Genomic DNA, 23,683 nt, shown 5'->3' with positions numbered 1-23,683 from the left:
GACCACGCCGCCGTTATAATTATTTTATCTTCAATTCTGCGTTGAAGGTTAGAACAAACCCATTAGCTTAATCAGTTCAGCAATAAACACAACTTAAATCGGTCAGCGACAAGATAAGCAGCGCCTTTTAACTCACTGCTTATTTAGTATTGCTTCATAAATCAGAGAAATAATTGAGCCATATTTACCGGTCTCGAATTTTTTGCCCACAAATTCATAGTGTTTTTCACTGCCCTCTATCGGCGAATGGCGTGTATTGGTGAGTAAAACAATGGCTAAGTCATAAACGGGATCAATCACTGTTACCGTGCCCGTCCAACCAGTATGACCATACGCCTGCTCACTTGCATAGGGGCCAAAATGCCATTTTAATGCACCGTGACCGGCACGACGCCAACCCAAACCATAGCTTTCATCACTTGCTTGTGGGCCAATAAATTGCTCAAGTACTTGTGGGGTAAACATTTGTTTATCGCCATAACCACCACGATTTAATAATAGTTGCGCAAGTACACTTAAATCTTGTCCTGTGCTAAATAACCCGGCATGTCCTGCAACACCACCGAGTGCATAGAAGGCTTTTTCGTCATGCACTTGCCCTTGTAAAACATCAGTGCGAACGTTATCAAAATTGATTCGCCCACCACGGGTGTTACCTTGCAATTCAGTGGCGGCAATTTGGTTTTTAGTAAAGCCTTTTTGCAATGGGTTATAGAGTGTATGGCTTAAGCCAAGCGGCTGATAAATTTGCCCTTCTACGTAATTATCAAGGGATTGGCCTGAAAGTCGCTCAACTAACACACCAAGTAGCATGTAATCTACGTCCGAGTATAAATGTTTAACGTTGCGACCCGCCACAAACGGCACGCCAGTCAGTAATAAATTTTTGGTACGTAAACTATTTTGAGAAAAGAATCGCTCACCAAATTTATTATCTTTACGATGAAAATCAACCACTGCTGGGTATCCTGCGCTGTGAGTCAGTAAATCTTTCACTAAACGCTGCTCGCGCCCTGCTCCTCTAAATTCTGGTAGGTAGTAAAACAGGGGTTTTTCTACATCCACTTTGCCTTCACTGGCTAATTTCATTAATGCTAAATTGGTGGCAAACATCTTTGAATTAGAAGCGATATCAAATAACGTATCACTTTTCATTGGCTGCGGCTGGGATAATAATGAGCCATCAGCTTGGTATTTTTTTGCATCCCCATAATGGCTTAATTTAACCAGTTGACCGTCTTTGATCACTGCAAGCACCGCCCCCGGAAACCCCTGTGCGATTTCTTGGTTAATTAAACTATCGACTTGTTTAAAGGCATTCTTTTTAGCCGGTGTAGTCGCTAAAGTAGGATAAGGAAAACGCAGAGTTAAACTTGCCCCTTCAGGTTGCACATTTTCAACTTTAAAGGTATTTACACCATTATGAGTGCGTTTTGATAAGCTGTATTCATATAGTTTATTAGCAGTAAGTGGCTGAGCTATATTTATTTTTTCACCATTTATGAAAATATCAGCACTCGTTGCGGTGTTATTTTCGATGATGATGTGGCCTCGGCCTTTGTACGCTTTAAACGTACCTCGGTCATTTACAAACGTACGCGAACTTGGATTAGGGTTTGGAATTTGCATAACCACTTGCGCATTTGCGAGTGGTTTTACTATCGGCTCGGGTGTTGTTTGTTGTTGCTGATATTGCAGCATTAATTTAGCCGCTTTTTTCGGGAAATACTTTTCCATCAAAGCAAATAGTACTGCCGCGCTACGTGCATCTGCATTACCGCTAACATGCCACGGTAAAAAGTGCATTTGAAAGGCGCTCAGCGTATCAAGCGTTTGTGGATCAAGCTGGTTAGTTGCGTGTATGTCGTAGCCATAAGCGCGTAATGCTTTTTGCATTAAACCAATTGACGGTTTTACTACGCTAAATTGCTGCCAATACTTATCAACAGTATCACTGTCATACCATGCACCAATGCCAGCTTGGTATAATTGATACCACGGAAAACGCGGTCCGGGATCATTTTTACGTGTTGGTGCTATGTCTGAGTGCCCTACTACTTGAGTTGGGCCAATATCTGGGTTTCTTTCTAAAATGCCTTTACTTAGCTCAATTAATAACGCCATTTGCTTAGCGTCATAGTCAGGGAAAATACACAGCTTAGATGCGTCATTTTCTAAATGAACTTCAGGCTTCACCTCTGGGTAATGGCAAGTCGGTACATTAACAATTTCAATGCCAATTGATTGATCGTTTAAATCTTCACGGCCCTGCCAGTAGCTTCGCCCTGCATGCCATGCTCGGTCATGTTCATCAACAAGTTGAATAACTTTTAATTCATCTTCTGGGTAACTGGGATCATTCGACTCAGGTAATAAGTAATGGGCACTCAAACCACCTTCTTCAACGAGTACTCGCATTGATTTTTCATAATCAATGGCAGTGTAATGCATCACCAAAAACTTAACGCGATGGCTATAATTAGCAGATTGAGTAAATTCGTAGGGAGTTGAAGCACAGCTAACTAAAAGTGCAGTTGCAGCAGCTAAACTAAGTTTTTTAAACCAAGATAAAAACGTCATAACCTTCTCATTACTGATTGCCAAGGTAAGCACCAACAAGCGTATCACTGATAGTGATAAATGCATTACATAAGCAAATAAATATAGTCTTAGTGTTGCCATTTTAGTATGCACAACAGGATGTAGTTCTACGTTCTAAACATTAGCATAGTGAAACAGTTTGTAAATAATTTATTTAGTTAAAACATAAAATAAAAGATATTTTATCTCGAATTGGAACGCAGTAATTTCATTCACAGTAAACAAATCTATTACTTAGTCTTATTGGTTGTTGTAAATTTGGCTAATTAAAATTATATTATTCCAATTATTCTTGAAGAGTATTCCAAAACATAATATCGTTGAACACGAATAATTTATTTGTTTTGTACGCATAGGCACAAGAGTAAAGCAAAGATAGTTACATTTGAACCCAAATTGAGTACAAACTTATTTCGATTAATGCTATAAATACGCCAAATATAAAAATAAGCGAGTAGTATGTCTACATTTGTAAAAATTAAAGCCTTACGTCAATCTCTGTCGAGCAGCGAAGCTAAACTAGCCGATTTCACGTTGAACTCAGCTAATGCAATTCGCAATCTCTCATCAGTAGAGCTGGCTAAAGTGGTGGGTGTAAGTCAGTCGAGTGTTGTGAAATTTTCGCAAAAACTGGGTTATAAAGGTTTTCCTGCTTTTAAGCTGGCTGTTATTGACGCACTCAATGATGAAACGTCAGAACCAAAACTACACGGAAAAATCACGTTAAACGATTCTTTAGAGCAAATTGCTGAAAAGCTACTCAGCAGTAAACTGGCCGTGCTGACTGAAACTAAAAACCTCAATGAAGCAACCGCAATTGAGCAGGCAGTTGGTTTATTGAAGTCAGCAAAACGAATTTTAATTTGTGGTCTAGGCGGCTCCGCTTTGGTAGCAAAAGATTTCTCTTATAAACTACAAAAATTAGGCATGCCAGCCATTGCAGAACCTGATGGTCATGCGCAACTTGCGTATGTATCAACTTTTGCTAAAGGCGATTTAGTTATCGCGATCAGTGAGTCTGGTGTCACCAGAGAAATAGCAGAAGTCGTTAAACAAGCAAAAATGAACGACAGTTCCGTGATCTCAGTCACTAAGTTTGGTAGTAACCCAGTTGCTGATCAAGCCAACGTGAGGCTGTACTCTGTAGCTGAAGAAGAGTCTGTACGGTTATCCTCTATTCTTGCTCGTACTGCACAAGATTTTGTTATTGATATTCTATTCATTGCCCTAACACAATCAAGCCGCCAAGGTCGTAAATTGTTAGAACATTCGAACGACGTGGTTGGTGAGTTCAGAAACCACTAAAGCGTGTTGATCAAACAGGTATGAGTCATACCTGTTTGCTTTATTACACACGTATCCTGCGTATCTCATTAAACACTGTTCCTTTATCAAAAAATATAAATTATTTTAACAAAAAATATTTTATGTAATTTTTTAGTTCCTATAAAAACACCTATTTAGATTTAAAATCATACTAAAAAAATACTTTTTCCCTACTTTAAATACAAAAAAAACTAAACCAACAAACTTAAAATTAAAACAAAAACAATCACTTATAAAAATCAAATTCGATAATCACTTCATATCACGCAAAATACCACTAAATTTTAAGCCGTCACCTTGCCAAGATTTATATATTTTATTTTAATTAAATTTTATTTATAGAAAAAAATATTCTTGACCATTCTCTGCAACAGCTGTTTAATATATTGGCAACAAGTTTATGACTCTAGCGTGAGTATTAAGTCCAGAGCGATAGACAAATTATAATAAAGGACGGGGAAACAATGAAAAAACATGCACCAACCTTCAATATTAGCTCTTTAGCGCATGCAACACACCGCGCATTAAAAGTTCCAAAAACTGCAATAGCGACCGCACTTATCGCGGCCTCACTGGCAAGTGCTCCCGCATTTGCCAATTTAAACGGTAGCATTAAAGGTAAAGTCGCCACCGAACAAGCAAATCAATCACTGGCTGGTATTACTATTACTGCAAGCAGTAATGTCATGCCAAAACCGCGTACAGTGGTTACTCGCGAAGACGGCAGCTATGATTTACCGCAACTAAAACCAGGTACTTACGAGCTTACCTTCACTGATCATAATGGCGTTACACAAACCATGACAGTGGATGTACTGCTAGAGCAGACATCAAATGTCAACGTTACACTCAGCGGCAAAAAAGAGAATGTTGAAGTAATTACAGTGACAGGTAGTAAGCTTTTTCGCCAAGGTAACTCATCACTGAGTAACTCACTTGGTAAAAAAGCCATTGAAGGCGTGCCTGTTGGCCAAGACTACCGCGACTTATTAAAACTAGTACCCGGTGTTGAACTTTCACAAAATGCAACACTTGGCCCGTCAGCCGGTGGCTCAGGGGTTGATAACTCTTATGGCTTTGATGGTGTCGATGTTTCTTTGCCAATGTTTGGTAACTTAGCCTCAGAACCATCAACTCACGATGTTGAATTTGTTACCATGGACCGCGGCGGTGCAAAAGCTGTTGGTTTTAACCGCTCTGGTGGTTTGTCTATTAATACTGTGTCAAAGTCTGGTACTGACGAATTCCATGGCAATGTGGAATACAAAGCACAACCTAAAACATTTGTTGCAACACCTGTCGGTGAAGAGAGCTATGAGCTAGATAAAAGTTGGTTAACTGCCAGCTTAAGTGGCCCGCTTATCGAAGATTCATTGTATTTCTATACTTCGTATTACCGTCCAGAGGAAACCAAAGAGAATAAAAATACCGCTTATGGTGAAGTAAAAGACTACAAAAGTGTTCGTGATGAATATTTTGGTAAATTAACCTGGGCACCTACTGACGATATTTTACTTAATATTTCACAGCGTACGTCTGAAAAAGTCGTTGAAGGACGTTCAATCGATGCGTATGAAGCCGACAGCGTATCTGTTGGCGATACAGCCGATCAAGATATCTTCACATTAGATGGTTCATGGATTTTAGGCTCAGCGACTACGCTTTCATTCCAATACAGTAAATTTGAGCTTGAAACGGCGGGTATACCTGATACTCCACTGTCTGTTGTGCCTTCACTCACAGGGCAACTTGATTTAGCAAATTTAGATCAAATGGGCTATTTTGCTGTGCCGAGTTTACTTGATGCCGATGATAATTATACGGCAGCGCAAATTGCCGCATTTAACGCTGGTGCAACTCCACTAATAAACCAATATGGTTACTCTGAAAACGGCCAAATGAAAGGCGGTGGGGGTGTAGGTGCTTATTCACAATACGACAATATCGACTTCTACCGTGACTCATTTGAAATCAACCTAGATCATGAATTTGACTGGGGTGATACTTACCACACATTGCATATTGGTGCCGAGTGGAAAGAAGGTAAAGAAGTCCTATCGCGCCTTTCAAATGGTTGGGGCAGTATTTCGTACGTGGGCGGCTTAGACGAAAGCTTAGAAGATGGTAGCAGCGCACCCGTTATTTATCGTGCAAAAGTGCAACAAATGAGTTTGGTCAGCGGTGGCAGTGCTGTTTCGGCTATCAACTCTGAAAGTGAGTCTATCAACTTTGAAATCAATGACTCAATTGAGGTCGGCGATTGGACCTACAACATCGGCGTACTTGTTAGCCGTGATACTTGGTATGGCCAAGGCTTACGTGAAAAGTCAGGCACCATTTCAGGTTATGAAACGGCTCCTGGTAATAAGTACAAAATGTACCAAACTGATTGGTCAGACATGATCCAGCCGCGCTTAGGTGCAACATGGACCTACTCTGAAGAAGATTCAATTTTTGCTAACTTCTCTATGTATAACCCAGAAGCAAGCTCACTTTCACGTGCGGCATCGTGGGATCGTAACACCCGAGCTGAAATTGAAGTTGAATTCGATGCCGCGGGTAATGTTATTTACGCAGAGCCTCGTCAAGGTTCATCGGGTAAAATCTTTGCCGATGATTTAACCCCACGTCGGATTACAGAATTTACGCTTGGTACAACAAAATACGTTGGCAGCGACTTAGTACTACGTGCCCATGTACGTCACCGTAAAGGTAATCACTTTTGGGAAGATATGCCTAATGATGCGCGCTTAACTGATTATTCAGGAGTTGATGCTGAAGGTGTTCCTCAACATATTGCTGATCAAGGCTTATATGTAGATAACCTTGCTGATATTATTAAGGAGATTGGCGGCTCATCGTACGTAATTGCTGAAGTAGATGGTGGCGAAACTAAATATTGGGAAGCCAGTATCGAAGCTGAATACTTAGGTGAAAACAGCTATGTAAATGCTTCATATGTGTGGAGTCACTACTACGGTAACTTTGACCAAGATAATACCGCTGCAACCAATGATGCAAATACCTTTATTGGTTCATCAAACTATGGGGATGGTCGCGGTCGCTATTCATGGGATTATAAATACGGCACACTCTCTGGCGATAAACCGCATCTAGTCAAAGTATATGGTTACTACACCGTACCATGGCAGGCGAATGTCGGTGCTTATTTCGTATTTCAATCAGGTAAACCATGGGAAACATGGGATGGCTCTATCTACGGTTACTCAACCAGTAGTACGAGCCGTTATAGCGAGCCGGCGGGTAGCCGTCGTAGTGCCAGTCATTGGCAGTTAGACTTAAACTACACGCAAGACTTTAAACTTACGGGTAATTTTGAAATGCAGTTCCGCGCGGATCTATTCAACGTATTTAATCGTCAAACTGGGTATGACATTAACCCGTACGTTAGCAATGAAAACTTTGGTGAAGCACGTAGCTACTACAACCCACGTAGCTTGCAGTTATCTGTAAACTTCAAGTTTTAAGACTAAAAATTAAAAGTAAGTGCCTTTAAGTGCTTACTTTTACATCCTCCAGGGTAGGCCACTTTTGTGGCCTTTTTTATTTAAGAAACGTGCATTACTGAATAAATCGCTGCTCGTCACTGATCTCACATTCTGCGATTTCTTTTGACTGGTTACTTCTATCTGCAAGCCAACATTCATCATAAATAGAGCAATAGCAAAGTTCGATAGTAACCTGCTTATCAATTTCTAGCATATCAGCTACATAAGCTTTATTCGCAATGTTAACCACACTGACATTCGCTTGGCTTGGCAGAATCCGTGTGCCAATGTGAGATTGCACTAAACTAGTCTCAGTTATAAAGTCAGACCATTTTTTAACAGGTTTATCTTTGTAAGTAACTTTGGCATATTTAATAATTGCCGGTCCCGTGCCGTTATTCATAACCCCGTAGCTAAAATACCCTTTTTCTATCGAATGGCTTCTATAAATTTCGACTCTTGGCCAAACCGATGCTCTTGCATAGGAGCGATCAATCATAGTGGAGTAGAGCCCTATTATTGTTGTCACAACACTTATGAGCAATGCAGACAGAGCAACGATCATTTCAGGCTTTTTATACCATGCTATTTTTGTCATTGTTATATTCCTTTCAGTTTACATAGCTTTTGGTTTATATACTTAAACCATACAGTTAGCTTTTTTCAAGGCAATAAAAAACGCAGCCTAAGCTGCGTTTTGAAACTCAGTGAATGATCAATAGCCTTATTGATATAACAGATATGGCGCGCGTTGCTGTTTAAAACGCGCTAACTCTTGCTGCCAGCTTTGTTTGATTTGCTGCTCTGTTTGGCCGGCTTCGATAGCTAGACGCAGTTTGTCAGTCCCTGCGAGCTTATCCATAAAGCCCGCGCGCTCAAAGAAGGTTTGCTGTTGCTCTGTTAAGGTTTTGTAGGCTGAAATAAATAAGCTTAAGTCGAGCCCTTTAATTGCACTCTCACGTAAATCTAAGCCTTGCACCGCAACGCCTTTAAATTTTGGGTTCATTGACGCGCCTTTAATCGCACGCGGAGTAAAACTAAACTCCCCTAACGGCGTTGGCGAATAACCTACTACTTGAAATGGAAAATCTGTACCACGGCCAATGGTAATTGGCGTTGCTTCAAAAAAGCACAATGACGGATAAAGCGCAATTGATTGATCGTTAGGTAAGTTAGGGCTTGGCTTGACCGGTAAGCTGTATGCCATATCGCGGCTATAATTAGCTACTGGCACAACAGTTAAATTAAGTGCTTGAGCTTGGTCTATCCAGCCTTCGCCCTTAATCATTTTAGCCAGCTCGCCCACCGTCATGCCATGCAGCACAGGAATTTCATGCATACCAACGAAAGACTGAAATTTTAAGTCTAAAACGGGGCCATCTACATAAGCAATATTAGGGTTTGGTCGATCCAGCACGATAAACTCAAGGTTGTTTTGCGCTGCAGCTTCCATCATATAATGCATAGAGCTGATATAAGTATAAAAGCGTACGCCAACATCTTGGATATCAAAAATAATCACATCTAGTTCGCTTAATACCGCTGCATCAGGCTTTTTATTGCTGCCATAAATAGACACCACATCAATACCGGTTTTTGCATCAACCGTACTTTTTACATGAGCGCCGGCATCATGATCGCCACGAAAACCATGTTCAGGAGCAAATATTTTCGTTACATTGACGCCTTTATCACGCAGTAAATCAACAATGTGGATACCGTCTACTTGCGAGGTTTGATTAACCACTAAGCCAACACGTTTGCCCTCAAGTTGAGGTAAGTACTGCGGGTACTGTACTGCGCCCACACTCATTTTAGTATCTACTAAAGGGCTATTTTCAGTGCCCTGTTGAGCGCAGGCACTCAACATTAAACACTGCAAAATAACCAATATCCTGATCAACATTTAAAGTTCCACCGCTTTACGTAAAAAGCCATCAGCTTGATTTAACATTTGCTCAGCTTGGGCTGCATCTTTACCAGTTAAAATAATTAAAATAGCTAACTTAGCACTTTGCTTGGCTTGTGCAAGTGCATCAACACCTTGTTGATGAGTACAATCGGTTGCTTGCATAACAATACGAATTGCTCGGGCATGCAGCTTTTCATTACTCGCATTTACATCAACCATCAAGTTTTTATAAACCTTACCTGTGCGTATCATGCTGGCAGTGCTAAGCATATTAAGAACCAGCTTTTGCGCAGTGCCGGATTTCATGCGCGTAGAACCTGTTACCGCCTCTGCACCTACGACCGGGCAAATACCGATATCAGGCAACTTCATAACCGCTGAGTCTGGGTTGCAGGTCACGCCCACAGTGGTACACCCCACGGATTTAGCATAATCAATCGCAGCTCGTACATAAGGCGTACGACCGCTAGCTGCAATCCCTACTACAACATCTTTTGCTTGCAGGTTAATAGCCTTAAGATCTTCAACACCCAGCGTTAAGCTATCTTCAGCGCCTTCTACCGCTTTTTTAAAGGCTGTTTCACCGCCGGCAATAATACCCATTACTTGTTGATCGCTCACGCTATAAGTAGGTGCACACTCAACGGCATCTAAGATCCCCAGTCGACCACTGGTACCTGCACCGATATAAATAAGTCGACCCCCTTGCTTAAACGCAGTCACGATATGATCAACCGCTTTTGCGATCTCAGGAATAACTAATCTTACGGCTTCTGCAACCTTTTGATCTTCATTATTAATTTTAGTTAATATCTCAGTGCTATCGAGTAAATCAATATCTAAGGTATCTAGATTTTGTCCTTCTGACACAATCCCATTCAGTTCTTCTAAAAGCGCGCGCTGCTGGTTAAAAACATACTCAGGGCTCATCGCGTAATCCTTTTGTGGTCAATTTGTTTAACTCGGTCGGTGGCTAAAATCACCGCACCAACTAACGAATCCCCTCGACGGGGAGATAAATTTTGCTGTATTTGTTCATCTAATAACGCAATGGTTACATCTGCTAAGCCACCGATAATAATGACCGGTAATTGGCTATCACCACGACACTTTTCAATTAATCGCTCTACCTGTCGTGCATGTTCATTAAGAACGGCATCTGCAAGATCACATTGATTTTTTAAACCGAAAATAAGCGGACTAAAGCGGGCATAATCCACCGCTTTGGCGTTTAATAACCAGCCTGAAATATGCTCACGATCACGGCCAATTTGCTCACTTAACTGTTTGGTTAGCTGGTTTTTCGGCTCATTAAAGCGGTCTATTTCATCGAGTAAGCGCTGAACGGCACTTAACCCTAACCGCGCCCCACCGCCAAAATCGTCAACTGAAAACCCCCAGCCACCAATTAACTTAGTGTCACCTTGTGCTGTTAATCTCGCGCCTACAGCACCGGTGCCTAAAGCAAGCATCGCGACTGGCTGACCAAGGTTAGCACCATATAGTGACGTAATTGCATCACTGACAATCATCAGTTGTGCAAATTCAATATCGCAGCCAAGTTGTAAAGTAGCAGTGACCCGCTCAGCTAAGCTTTTCGATGAACCACCGGCCAAGCCCATTACCGCTAAAATTTGCTTATGTTGCGCACCACTTTGCTCGCATACAGTGTTGATCACATACTGCAAACTGTTTATTGCGGCATTAAAGTCATTATATATAGAGGCTTCACCAGCATGCGCGCTATATTCTTGGCCGCTGGGCAAGTGAATAAGCTTAGCGACTGTTTTGGTGCCCCCGCCATCAATTGCGAGGATATATTCTAGAGTCATGCTTGTTCAGCTCCGACTGGCGTTTGACCACGCTGGGCTAATTGCGCTTTACCCAAACAGCATACTAAGGTCGACAATGCAGTACCAATACATAACTGCCACGTAAAGCCTAAGTAAAACCGTGACGATTCTGGTAATAGCCAATCAATCATATAAGGCTGCATTAACAGCGTCACCATAAAGCCAACAATTAACGCCGCCAATACTGAGCCTTCACTGCCTCGATTTGTAAATAACGTTGTGAAGTACACACCTAATAAACCACTGTAAGAAAATACCATCACACTAAGTGCAAATTTTAACAGTGGCATATCACTGTATTGCTGCCAGAAGTAACAAATAATGGCCATTAATGCTAATGCGAAACTTACAACAGCCATGCCTACGCGCCCGGCTTTAACAAAATGATTATCTGCAACGTGTTTATTTTTAGCCGCCAAATACGGACGATATAAATCTTGCACAATAACCGATGACATAGAGCTTAACCCTGAGTTTAAAGTTGAAATAGCTGCGGCTATAATGCCCACGCTTACTAACCCTTTGACTCCAGCCGGTGCTTCATTAAGTACGTAATACATAAAGATAGTGATTTTTTCACCATTGAACTCTTGCACCACTTGTGCGCCATCACTGTTCATTAATGCTGGTTGTTGGTATACGATGTACAGTAATAAACCAATAAAAATAAACACCAACATCACAGGGATCACCATCACAATAGAAAGCAGTAATGCTTTACTACCTTCTCGCTCACTTTTACAAGTAAGCAAACGTTGTGTCATATCTTGATCAAGACCAAAAGCCGCAATATTAAGTAACACAAAACCGGTTAATACCGACGCCATATTAAATACGCCACTAGGACCAAAATCTAAATCAAACTTAAAAATAGCCAGCTTGGAATCAGCACCTGGGCTTGGCTCATTCAACGTTGCTAAAATTGTCGAAAAATCGGCAGGGATAAGAGTTAATAAACACCAAATTACAGCGATTGCGGCACTGACATACACCACACTTTGTAATACATCTGAATAAATGACACTGCGAATACCGCCAAATACGGTATACAACAAACCTGCCAGCGCGAGCAGTAAAGTGGCAATAATGACGCTATCAGCATTTATATTGCCATATAAAATCATCGCAACAGCAATGGCGGCCATATACAAGCGAGCCCCGCTGGCAAATACACGACCAAATAAGTACATAAGGCCGCTGCGACGTTTTGCCTTAGGGCCAATGCGTTTTTCGAGCAGCTCATAAACTGTATATACCTTTTGCTGATAAAATTTAGGGATCAGAAAAATAGACACAATAAACGCAGCGATAAATGCACCAATGTTCGTCGCAAGATACGACAAGTCACCTTGATAACCTTGGTCAGGACCGCCAATAAACGTGGCAGCGGATTGTGATGTCGCTAATACAGAGATAGCAACCATCCACGTCGGCATGCTGTTACCGCCTAAAAAGAAATCCTTACTTGAGTTAGCGCGCTTGCGATTAAACCACCAACCACTGAGTAATAAAATTGCTCCGTAGCTTGCGAACACGAGCCAATCTAACAAAGTATATTGTGCACTCATTTATTATCCCAACTTCAAACCTTTCAATGGAATATATTATTCCATTAATTCAGTAAAAAGAAAACAGTTTTATTTTTTACTTTATAAAGCCACCTAATGAATTGGCTTCATCCGGATTATTTAATTGTTGGTAACTTCCAAAGCAATTGTTTTTGTTGATATTCTGAGGCAGGCAAACTCACCAGTAGTGGTGCCTTCTGCTCATCTAACCATGCTAGTAAAGTATCCATATTTTGCTCTGTCATTGCCGTACAGCCTGCGGTTGGTTTATTTTCTGCACGCCATAAGTGCATAAAAATACAGCTACCTGCACCATCTATATTTTGACTATTGTGCTTAACCACTAAACCTTTTTTATAGAGGTTATCTTGGCTGTAAATATCACGGCGCATCCACTCCGATGAGCCTTTTACTGCAGCCTCTCCAACCACTGATTTATCAACCAACTGGTTGTAAAAAGGTGAACCTTTCACATCAATACAGTAATCATCGGCGGTCATGCCTTGGTAGGTCATATTAGTCGCTAATGAATCTAAGTAGCCAAATGCGGTGCCTAGCTCAAAGACTCCGGCGGGTGCCTTACCATCACCTTCTTGTTTTTGTACACCAGCTTGCGTTGGGTGCAAACCAATTCCCCACGCTAAACCAGTTCGCCCCAACACCACAGCATGGCCTTGGTCTTGTTGCTGCCACTGACCCGCAACCCGCTCAAACCGATATAACTGTGCACCAATCGCTTGCCAATCTTCAGCAACAACTACCACGAGTTGTTGAGTCTGTGATGGGATCACGGTTGTGGTTTCAGCGGTCGTGGTTGTGCTTGTTGTACTGTTGACGCAGCCACTGAGTGCCGTTGTAGCAAGTACTGCTATTATTATTTTTTTCATAAAGGCCAAACTCCATCGTTGATCGGTTGTAATGTATCGATACTGTTTATACCCAAACCTGGGCCATCACTTAAGGTGATCGCAGGGCCATTAAACTCAACACCACCTTGCACCGGATCATACTGACCCAATGCTGGACCATCTAAATCTATTTTACTGATCTGCTGCGCTTTTGCTGACGCTAAATGCGCAGCTCCCGCAACGGCAATACTGCCTTCTAGCATGCAGCCAATCATGCATTGAGCTTGATACTGGGCAGTAATATTGGCAATTTCAATAGCACGACTTAAGCCACCCGTTTTCATCACCTTGATATTGATAATATCAACGGCATTTTGTTCTAATAACTGAATAACTTGCTTAGGCGAAAACGCACTTTCATCAGCCATGATTGGCGTATTGACGCGTTCAGTAATGTATTTTAAACCTTTAAAATCATCGCTTTTTACTGGTTGCTCAACAAGTTCTAATTCAACATTAAGGCTTTCTAGTTTCTGCAGTGCAAATACGGTCTGTTTAGCATTCCAGCCTTGATTTACATCTAAACGAATCTGTGTTTTTTGACCAAAGCCTTGGTAAATTGCTTTAACTCGCTCGATATCTTGCTGTAAATCATTACCTATTTTTACTTTTAAAATATCAAAGCCTTGCGCCACTGCGAGAGCGCAATCACTGAGCATTTTATCGATATTATCAACACTAATTGTGATATCTGTGCGCAGTGTTTGACTACCACCACCGAGCAACTTATACAGTGGTGCTTGATATAATTTGCCCCATAAATCATATACGGCCAGCTCAAGGGCGGCTTTAGCGCTGTAGTTTGCCACGACACTTGATTGGATCACTTGGCAGATTTGATTGAGGTTTTCAATTTCCATACCAAGCAGTTTTGGTGCGATAAACTGTTTGATAACACTGAGTATACTTTGATGAGTATCCCCCGTGATTACCGGTGTCGATGCTGCAGCACCATAGCCAATTTCACCTTTATCAGTTTCAATGATCACAACTAAGTCTTCAATAAAGCTGACTTCTCGCAGTGCTGTTTTAAATGGCGTAACGAGTGGCACTTTGAGTTTGGCAAAACGTATTGCGGTAATTTTCATAGTTTCGATCCTAGCGAATACGCTTAATGTTATACGTGCGGTCTAAGTAACTCTTTGTTTGCGATAACCGTAGTGGCAACAAAGGTGTTACCGATACGCCGTTCAGCGAGCTTGAATAAAAGCTGCCATCAGGTTTGTTATAACCAAGCCCTTTCACATCATGGATAATGTATGGCTGACCGTCTTGCTCACCTAAATACATCATCACATGTCCTGGTATATAAATCAGATCGCCTACCTGCATTTTATTTACTATGGCAAGTTTCTGTTGCTCTGAGTTGCTATTATCAAAGCGATAATTTATACCGTACTCGCCTTTACCTTGTTGACCAGAGTTACGCGGCATTAATAAACCAAACGTTTTATAAATTTCGCCAACAAACCCTGTGCAATCTCGGCCGTTGTAATCATGGCCCCAGCCATAACGTTCGCCTAAAAATTTAAAACCTTGCTTTACTAAGTGCTGTTGGGTGTAAGGTAAATAACCAAGATTAACATCGCTGCTTCGACTAATGAGCGCAGGTTTGATCACTAACTGCCCCTGTTCATTACGTGTAGGCAGTTGTACAACATGGCTGGCGTAAGTATTTTGCCCGTGTAATAAGTTTGGCACCTGTGCAGCAGGTACTAATGGTAGACGCACGCCCATATCCAATTGTACTTGCGATGTACTACTGTCATCAGGCACATAAGCGGTATTCACTTTAGCACCGGTTATCAATAAAAAGTCATCGTTACTTTTGAATTCACTAAGCGTGGCTTTGTCTGATATGGCGATATCCGCTTTTGGCGCCCAAGCTAAGTAATTATAAGCACGCACGAGTAGCCATTTTTTATCGGCACTTTCATGTAAAATAGCCACTGTGTCGCCGGGGAATAAACCGCTTTCTTGGAAGCGATCGAGATCTTTATCTAAACCACTGTTTAGTACTCGATCCCAAGTTGGAAAAGTACGTAGTACAGAGCGTTTGACCACCATGCCATAAGCAACTTGATTGTTCTTTGCTAATGCGTCTAAATTCAAATTAGCTTGGTATTTTGCAAAGTGCTTAGCGGTTAACGGACTACCATTAGGGTAAAAACGTGGACTTTTTGGTACTTCGCTGATGCTTAAAATATGCGCCTTTAACTGCTTTTTGCTCAACTGTGAGACAAACTCTAACGGATCAACAATATATTCATTTTCTGCAATGAGGTGCTTATTAAACGCCGCAATTTGTGTTGTGCTCATCAAAGTTTCATCTGTCACTTGGCTAAGCCAATGTTGCGGTGTTAGCTGTGATTGAGTCACCCCAATAACATCTGATTGCCACGTATTAGCCGCAGCCACATCGGGAGCCACTGAAACAATACTAGCTAATGAAATACTCAGGGCGATAAGTGTTTGTCGCATTCGGGTGTTCCTCTGTTATCAATTTGCTTTATAAATTGTGCGCTGTTGCGTTTATTTATCTTGTGGCATTAGTAATTGTGTAAATGCACGAGTAAAGTTAGCTTGCATTTGTAACCCTGTCGCAGCTAAGTTAGCTTCACTTGCTCCAGGCACACTATTTTGTGCCGCTAAGGTGAATTCTCGCCCGCCTTGAATAAACGGCAAGTAAACATGAGCTAACATAACAGTTTCGGTAGCTGAGCGAGTTTCGCTCGGTCCCCAACCTATTTTTTGCCATACACGCCATTGTCCTTGGGTTAACTCATCCAAAATTTGTTTTGCTGGACGAGGATCATTCGGCGCTAATGCTTGCGCTAATGACTGGGTGATCATTTGGCTGATCCCTTGCATCATACCACCCACCACTGCGGTTTTGTCTGTGTGCCCGGTGCCATTAAACAGCACATCAATGTCTTGTGCTTGTATGAAAGGTTGCTGAGTTAATGGCTCTCTTGTATGACTCGCTAAGCGTTTTAACCATTCAGCTTGTGCCAAGGTTGTCATTGCTTTATTGCCCGTTAAACCACACCCCGTACAGCGATATCCTAAATAAGCAGGATCATGACTGTTAACAGTAAAATAAGTGATATCGCTAGCAACAGCGTCACTGTTAGTACTTTGCCAACGAGACGTGCTAGGGGTAAAAATATCTGCTGCATACGCACCTTTAAACATAATGCGAGAATCATTGAGTTTTAGCCAATTATCTGCAAATAAATTACTTAAATACTCACGCCCAGCAACATTAATAAAATAGCTGGCAATTGCATTCGAGTTGCCATCTGCACTACCAAAAGGTGAATAACTATTAATACTGGTGATCAAATCAGCAACATTACTAGTGCCAATTGTAGCGTGTGCGCCTAATTCAGGATTAGTTTCTCTAACTTTTGCGATTGCGCCACTAAATGCTTGAATTTTAGATGAGCTCCAAGGTTCATATAAATCGTCTTGGGTGCCATTTGCTAAATAACGATATGCTAATTGATCACCCTGTTGTTGGTAATCAATAATTAACAACTTACCTTGTGCTGTTGGAATATCAAAATATTGCCAATCAGCGGCAACGCGCTGCTGCCAGTGAATTTTACTGTAATCAACCTCACTCGCCGTTTTGTACTTAGCCCGGGCAATACGATTCGCAACATAATGATTCTGCATAACCATATTTGTAAGGTCAGCGGGTAAAACTGGCGCGGCTAACATCACCTGCTGATAAAATTGGCTTTGTTGATCTTCAGGTGTTTTTGGCAGCTCCTGCTGTGACGGACTTTGACACGCAACGAGTGTCACTGTTCCCAGCCAAGTTAGTTTCAGCCCTGCTTTTTTTAGATTTGCTAAAATCAACTTAAATTCCTTAAAGTTTTTATTTTTGGAATATTTTATTAAAAATAACATATTTTCCGTCACAAGCAAATATCTGCATCCAATAAACCACGTAAAACGTATTAGTCAATGTAATAAAACATTAACCTAAATTATAAGGAAGTGATTATGCGCACCTTTTTAATTCTTTCAGGAAGCTTACTCTGCTCAACTCATGTATTTGCTAATATAGAAGAAATTACGGTTTATGGTCATCGAACAGGCCTTATTGGCGATGCGATCAGTGCCTCTAGCGGCATAATTGGCCAAGGTGAAATACAAAGCCGAGCAATGCTACGCAGTGCAGAAATGTTAGAACTTATTCCTGGGATGGCTGTTACTCAACACAGTGGTTCAGGTAAAGCTAATCAATATTTTATTCGCGGTTTTAATCTTGACCACGGTACCGACTTTGCAACGAGTATTGATGGCATGCCTATAAATATGCGCAGTCATGGTCACGGCCAAGGCTATACCGATCTTAATTTTATTATTCCTGAAACGATTGCAACCATTGATTATCAAAAAGGCGCTTATGGGGCTGCCCAAGGTGACTTTTCAACGGCTGGTAGCGCTGAGTTTAACTTAGCAGATAACCCTAAACACCAACAACTTGACATCAGTATTGGTGAAGATAACTATAAACGATTAATGGCATTGGGCACCCTTGGTGTTGCTAACGGTAAAATAATTATTGCCGGTGAGTGGCAAGGTTACGACGGGCCTTGGCAAGATATCAATGAAGATGTAGATAAAAAAAATGCCATGATCCGTTATGTCGGCAAAGCATGGGATGGTGACTTATCTGTTACAGCAATGGCCTACGATAATAGCTGGAATTCCGCGGATCAAATTCCACAGCGTGCTGTAGATCAAGGTATTATCAGCGAGCTAGGTTCACTCGATACCACCGTAGGCGGCAGCTCTAGTCGTTATAGTTTATCGGCTAATTGGCAAGGTCAGCATATTAATGCCAATGCTTATGTGATCAATTATGACATGGACTTGTTTTCTAACTTTTCTTACTTTTTAAATGATCCGGTTAATGGCGATCAATTTCAACAAGTCGATAGCCGCACAATTAGCGGTGGCGCACTGAGCTATCAATTTGTTGACACCCTCGCACAAATGCCAATTCAACATACCTTAGGGGTTGAATACCGCCGTGATGATATTGATCAAGTAGGCTTATACAATACCAAACAACGCCAACGTTTAAGTACTGTGCGTGAAGATGTAGTAAACGAAGCCAGCTACTCAGCCTATTGGCAGTCAAAAATGAGTTTGAGCCAAGCGCTGGAAGCCTCGCTTGGGGTACGTTACGATTACTTTGACGCTGATGTTGATAGCAATAACCGTGTTAATTCAGGTAGTGCTGATGATGACTTGGTAAGCTTTAAAGCCAGCTTAAACTATCTGTTCAACGACAATCTAGCCGGGTATGTTAATTGGGGGCAATCATATCATTCAAATGATGCGCGAGGAGCCACGATCCGCCAAGATCCGGTTACCCTAGCCCCCGCAGAAAAAGTTGATTTACTGGTACAAAGCAATGGGGCGGAATTGGGTCTGCGCTACTTTGATCAACAACAATTTAATTTATCAGCAGCACTGTGGTGGCTGAGTTTGGATTCTGAATTACTTTTTGTCGGTGATGCGGGTAATACCGAAGCCAGTGATGCATCAAAACGCTACGGTTTAGAACTCAGTGCTTATTATTGGCTTAATGATGCCTTGAGCTTAGACGCTGAAGCCTCATTCACTCACTCTCGTTTAGATATCGATTCAAGTGACGATAGAATTGAGGGCGCGGTGCCTGTCGTCGCCAGCACTGGCATTAATTGGCACATAACGCAGCAATGGCAGTCTTCATTACGTGTCCGTCATATTGGTAAGCGCATACTTAGTAGTGATGGCGATAAACGCTCAGAGCCACTTACCGTGGTAAATGGTTTAGTAAGTTATCAACAAACGCATTGGAAAGTCGGCCTTGAGATACTAAATATATTTGATAGTACTGATCACGATATTGACTACTTCTATGCATCACGCTTAGCTGGTGAGCCTGCAGATGGGGTTGAAGATAATCACTTTCACCCGATTGAGCCGCGCACATTGCGCCTAAACTTCAGCCTATTGTTTTAGTGTAATTATATTTACAGCAATTGAACTAAAAGCAGCATAGATCCGGTTTATACTATTGTAATCGAATCGGATCTGAGGTGCTTTATTAGCTATTTTGAGTTTTTATTGCCGCTTGCCATGGCACTCGTAATTGGCATACTCGCTAAACGTTCAGGTTTATGTATGGTCAAAGGCGTCACAGCTTTGATGGCAGGCCGCCCTATTTTGCTTATTGCAATCTTAGTGTGTGGCTTTGCATTTTGGTTTGTAGTGCCGTTTTCAATTTACCCTGTGAAGACCATTAACTACCCACAATACGGGGCAAATCTATTATTTTTTGTCGGTGGGTTATTGTTTGGCTTAGGGGCTGGTTTTAACCAAGGGTGTAGTGTTTCAACCCTAACCCGTCTTGCTCAACGAGACATTCGCATGCTGGCAACGGTTTTTGGCTGGGCACTAGGCTGGTTACTATTTGCTAATATTTCGTTCGAGCTGTCGCTCAATTACCCTGTGACTAATTATACATCTCTGGCGATTTCACCCTTGATACTAACAAGTTGTGCGATTACTCTCATTGTCTTCATGATTCACCCAAAGCGATTGTCACTGCTGACAATATTACTCTTTGGTGCAATTAGCACCATGCTGACGCAAATAAGTCCACATTGGTCGCCTAGCCACTATTTACAAGCAATCACATACACTCTTAGTAATCCTGAACTTAGCTCATGGCCTACACTGAGTGAACACTTAATCATTGCTTTATTATTGATTGGCATGAGTTTTGGCAAGAAACATTCCTTTATTGCCATCACTAAAAAACAATTTATCACTCATTGCAGTGCAGGAGTTTTAATGGGTATCGGTGCCTCCCTCGCCTTAGGGGGCAATGACACACAAGTCTTATTTGCCCTACCAGCACTCTCACTCGGTGGCATGCTAGCTTGTTTTGGCATTATTGGCGGCATTATGATTGCATTAAAACTTATGACACTGCGTCAACAGCAAAAGTGACAAATTCTAGGCATAAAACATCTCATACCCCGCTGTTACATGAGTAATAAGCTGGAGCTGAGATTTTTTCATTCTACTATACTTGCGATTGGCGTATTCGCGAGTTTGCTCAGTATGATTCCAATGTTCGCCAGTAACACCTGCGGCAACCATTAGCTAAATAATACCTTTAGCGTAGCTTTGTAAATCAGTTAAATATTGCTGATATAAGTTACTACTACCGCTTTTTATTTTTTCAAACACAAAGTTATCAGCAAGATTAGCCATAGCCTGTTGTTTTCGTGTTGTCGATAAGCTGCTTTGTGCGATGACTTCAAGTTCAGCCAATTTTGCACGCTCATACTGCGTTAAACTTGGGTCTGTGAGTAACACCTGCAACATATCAACAGCATTAAAAAATGAGCCGTTAAACGCAAACGTTACCGCTTTGGCCACCGACGGTAGCCACGGCTTATCAATCTGCTCACCAATAATAGTAAACATTTCATTCGCTGTAGTTAAATCGCCGTTATGCACAGCACTGCTACCTAAAATCAAATAGGCAATTAATTGATCTTTTGGGTAACTGCTCTTCACTGCACTAAACATAGGGTCATGTTTAATTATATCAGCCCGTTGTTTTGCTAAATCACGCCACCCTTGACTATAAAATGCCAGTGACTGCGCCGAGTAGGCTAAATATTTAGCTCTGGGATTATCTGCTTTTTTATAGGCCAAATCACTTTCTGCAACGGCAAAATCAGCACTAACTCCCAAGCCGATAAGAAAACTTAACGTGGCGTGAGTTATAGCAGGATCAATACTTTCAAGCAGTTCATTTTCGCTTTCATTTAACTCCTGCACAGTGTTGTAGGTGTAAGCTAGAGTATCAACGCTTACAGTAGATACACCATAATAAGCACCATAAAAAATACCATCTTGAAGCTCATGGTACTGCTGTTGCTCTGTTTTGGTTGAGCGACAGCCAATTAAAGCAATGCTTAAACCTACAAATACAGCAATTTTAGTTAGCTTGTTGAAGGTACTCATCTACGTTCCTATTTTGAAGTTCAAATGCTTGATGAACATTGCCTTGAAAATGTGCACTGGTGATTTTACTTAATGAAAAAATGATATTACTTTGCGTATTTACCATCATTGCCAATGCAGTTGCGTTTATTTCCACACCTGCGCCATCAAAACGGGCGCCCACAAGCTCTACGCCATTTCGCGCATTAATAGTTACATTGGTTGCTTCTACTACGGAATCAACAATTTCTAATCCAAGTTCACTAGCAGTGATGGCTATATTTTCCAAGCGCACTAGTGAATCAGTGATCGCTATTGATTGTGCAGTCATATCTTTGAGTAAAATATTATTACAGCCCGATATAAGCACTTTTTTATAGTGTCCAGAGAACGTTTGACTGTGTCGATCTTTACAGCTTAAGTGTGATTGCATTACCGCTTCATGTGGTTGTTCTTTACGAGCCACTACTGGCGTTTCAAGGGCATGATTAAGTAATGCTAAAAATTCAGCTGTTGCGCTTTTCATCGGTACGTGACCGGCTTGCGCTATTGTCATCAACTCACTGTTGGCTAGTAGGTGCTGCAAGACCTTAGCTGTTCTAAGTGGCGCGATGTTATCTCGCTCACCCCAGATGATGTACGTTTGGGTATTTAAGTTTGCAACAATGTTGCTATAGTCTTGCTCTACTAAACTCAGCGCTGCATTCATGTTTGGTTGCTCTCCCATTAATGCATTCCAAGCACTATCGCTGCGCTGCAGTAAATCACTAAAGTAAGAGTCAATTGCCCCCAACTCAATTAAGCCTGTAGTAAAGTCATTGAGTTGTGCAAGCTTAGTACGTACAAATTTTGGCAGCCACGAATCTTCAATAACGATATTCGTGATCGGCTTTAAAAAAGCAACCTTTTGCAACACTCCAGCAGCATCAACAAGCACTAACTTATTAAGTGGTTGTGGATATAAACCAGCAAAAGACAAACTTACTGCAGCGCCCATAGAATGACCAACCACAGTGACTGGTCGCGCGCTATAAAGCTCAACAACTTGAGCCAAAACTGCAGCATAATTATGAGGTGAATAACGCCCTTGTGGTGACTCTGAATTACCAAAGCCTGGTAGGTCTACAGCAATTACATAATAATTCTCGGCAAGTGTCGGGATCACCGAGAACCAATCTTGCATCGCAAGCTCACCGAGCCCATGTACTAACAGTAATGGTGGATTAGCTTTGTTACCGGCTTCTAAAACTACCATCTTTGAATTAAATACGGTTTCATTAAAATAACTAAATCGCCAGTTTTGTGCTGGTTCGAGCTTAAATTTAAGCAATTGCCGTTGCTTGTCACTCAAAGGTTGGATAAGAACAGATGTAACTGCTGAGAGCTGAGCACTGTGTGGTGAATTTTGAGCAGATACCGATAGTGGCAAGACGTAGCTCAACAATAAGAACAAATATATATATAGCGCAAGAGGTCAATAATTTTATAAATAACAATAAGTAAAGTGTATCGCTTTCTCGAAGATAGGTAAATTATTAGTTTAGTTGCCAGCTTTACTATTAATTGCATAACTAAAACCAAGCCCCAGTGACCATAGGTTTTACAACTAAGTAAGAATGGGATAGGCTCGAGTTTAAGCAAATTTTAGTGCTCTATTTACGTTAATTGTTTAATAGTATTTATATACTAAGCAGTATTGTCTTCTTTGGAATCATTGTTCGCTTTTCCTAAATCTGCGTGGTTTTAGGAAATGAATTGTTTGTATATGACCATATAATAAACATTTACAATACAAAAAACAGAGGGTTATTTTATGTTAGAAATTATATTAGCTACAGCGGCAGTGTTTTGTTCCTATTTCTTTATTTTCGATAAGAAACCAGTTAGAAAGAATAAAAATAAAGATTCAAACTCATAATAGAGTCAAATCGAAAGATAAATTTTCATTAATTAGAAATTCAAGTTTGTGTATTGG

Annotated in this window: 16 protein-coding genes; 4 read left to right on the top strand and 12 right to left on the bottom strand. The window is 41.3% G+C overall.

What is annotated here, in order from left to right:
• Positions 1-132 precede the first annotated feature (132 nt).
• On the bottom strand, positions 133-2,580 hold the full coding sequence (gene pbp4b / locus PHAL_RS0112870) for a penicillin binding protein PBP4B (protein WP_036981022.1): 2,448 nt from the start codon (positions 2,578-2,580) through the stop codon (positions 133-135).
• A 480-nt stretch (positions 2,581-3,060) separates the two neighbouring features.
• Here pbp4b and PHAL_RS0112865 point away from each other — a divergent pair, with 480 nt between their 5' ends.
• Both PHAL_RS0112865 and PHAL_RS0112860 read left to right on the top strand, forming a co-directional pair.
• Positions 3,061-3,906 (top strand): MurR/RpiR family transcriptional regulator, encoded by an 846-nt coding sequence (locus tag PHAL_RS0112865; RefSeq protein WP_016708826.1) that lies wholly within the window; start codon positions 3,061-3,063, stop codon positions 3,904-3,906.
• 485 nt (positions 3,907-4,391) lie between these two features.
• Complete coding sequence (locus PHAL_RS0112860; RefSeq protein WP_016708825.1) at positions 4,392-7,415, top strand: carboxypeptidase regulatory-like domain-containing protein; 3,024 nt, start codon at positions 4,392-4,394, stop codon at positions 7,413-7,415.
• A 94-nt stretch (positions 7,416-7,509) separates the two neighbouring features.
• Here the strand turns inward: PHAL_RS0112860 and PHAL_RS0112855 are convergent, their stop codons facing one another.
• The 9 genes from PHAL_RS0112855 to PHAL_RS24585 all read right to left on the bottom strand — a co-directional run bounded on the left by PHAL_RS0112855 (position 7,510) and on the right by PHAL_RS24585 (position 17,544).
• On the bottom strand, positions 7,510-8,034 hold the full coding sequence (locus tag PHAL_RS0112855) for a hypothetical protein (RefSeq protein ID WP_016708824.1): 525 nt from the start codon (positions 8,032-8,034) through the stop codon (positions 7,510-7,512).
• A 126-nt stretch (positions 8,035-8,160) separates the two neighbouring features.
• Positions 8,161-9,306, bottom strand: a complete 1,146-nt coding sequence (locus tag PHAL_RS0112850) for an exo-beta-N-acetylmuramidase NamZ family protein (RefSeq protein ID WP_016708823.1) — start codon at positions 9,304-9,306, stop codon at positions 8,161-8,163.
• A 36-nt stretch (positions 9,307-9,342) separates the two neighbouring features.
• Entirely contained in the window at positions 9,343-10,278 is a 936-nt protein-coding gene (gene murQ, locus PHAL_RS0112845) for an N-acetylmuramic acid 6-phosphate etherase (RefSeq protein WP_016708822.1), read from the bottom strand.
• Positions 10,275-11,180 carry a BadF/BadG/BcrA/BcrD ATPase family protein gene (locus tag PHAL_RS0112840; protein WP_016708821.1) on the bottom strand — a complete coding sequence of 302 codons (906 nt, stop codon included), beginning with the start codon at positions 11,178-11,180 and terminating at the stop codon, positions 10,275-10,277. Before PHAL_RS0112840 ends, murQ begins: the two co-directional genes overlap by 4 nt.
• Positions 11,177-12,769 (bottom strand): sodium:solute symporter, encoded by a 1,593-nt coding sequence (locus PHAL_RS0112835; RefSeq protein ID WP_016708820.1) that lies wholly within the window; start codon positions 12,767-12,769, stop codon positions 11,177-11,179. The genes PHAL_RS0112840 and PHAL_RS0112835 overlap by 4 nt, the downstream gene beginning before the upstream one ends.
• Positions 12,770-12,885: 116 nt before the next feature.
• Positions 12,886-13,656 carry a L,D-transpeptidase family protein gene (locus PHAL_RS0112830; protein WP_016708819.1) on the bottom strand — a complete coding sequence of 257 codons (771 nt, stop codon included), beginning with the start codon at positions 13,654-13,656 and terminating at the stop codon, positions 12,886-12,888.
• Positions 13,653-14,765: a mandelate racemase/muconate lactonizing enzyme family protein gene (locus tag PHAL_RS0112825; protein ID WP_016708818.1), complete on the bottom strand. Its 1,113-nt coding sequence runs from the start codon at positions 14,763-14,765 to the stop codon at positions 13,653-13,655. The genes PHAL_RS0112830 and PHAL_RS0112825 overlap by 4 nt, the downstream gene beginning before the upstream one ends.
• Positions 14,766-14,775: 10 nt before the next feature.
• Complete coding sequence (locus PHAL_RS0112820) at positions 14,776-16,158, bottom strand: NlpC/P60 family protein (RefSeq protein ID WP_016708817.1); 1,383 nt, start codon at positions 16,156-16,158, stop codon at positions 14,776-14,778.
• A gap of 51 nt (positions 16,159-16,209) precedes the next feature.
• The gene (locus PHAL_RS24585; RefSeq protein ID WP_232321831.1) at positions 16,210-17,544 is read right to left on the bottom strand and encodes a hypothetical protein; all 1,335 of its coding nucleotides are present in this window, start codon (positions 17,542-17,544) and stop codon (positions 16,210-16,212) included.
• 147 nt (positions 17,545-17,691) lie between these two features.
• Between PHAL_RS24585 and PHAL_RS0112810 the strand changes: the two genes are divergently transcribed.
• A complete protein-coding gene (locus PHAL_RS0112810; RefSeq protein WP_016708815.1) occupies positions 17,692-19,707 on the top strand; it encodes a TonB-dependent receptor in 2,016 nt (671 codons plus the stop codon).
• 117 nt (positions 19,708-19,824) lie between these two features.
• Positions 19,825-20,700 (top strand): YeeE/YedE thiosulfate transporter family protein, encoded by an 876-nt coding sequence (locus PHAL_RS0112805; RefSeq protein ID WP_016708814.1) that lies wholly within the window; start codon positions 19,825-19,827, stop codon positions 20,698-20,700.
• A 156-nt stretch (positions 20,701-20,856) separates the two neighbouring features.
• Here the strand turns inward: PHAL_RS0112805 and PHAL_RS0112795 are convergent, their stop codons facing one another.
• A complete protein-coding gene (locus PHAL_RS0112795) occupies positions 20,857-21,729 on the bottom strand; it encodes a hypothetical protein (RefSeq protein WP_016708812.1) in 873 nt (290 codons plus the stop codon).
• Positions 21,704-23,038 (bottom strand): alpha/beta fold hydrolase, encoded by a 1,335-nt coding sequence (locus PHAL_RS23615; protein ID WP_138973951.1) that lies wholly within the window; start codon positions 23,036-23,038, stop codon positions 21,704-21,706. The genes PHAL_RS0112795 and PHAL_RS23615 overlap by 26 nt, the downstream gene beginning before the upstream one ends.
• Positions 23,039-23,683 lie beyond the last annotated feature (645 nt).

The organism is Pseudoalteromonas haloplanktis ATCC 14393 (genome assembly GCF_000238355.1).
Taxonomy (GTDB): Bacteria; Pseudomonadota; Gammaproteobacteria; order Enterobacterales; family Alteromonadaceae; genus Pseudoalteromonas; species Pseudoalteromonas haloplanktis.
Note: the sequence above shows the minus strand (reverse complement) of the source record. Positions and strands in the feature narration are given on the sequence as shown.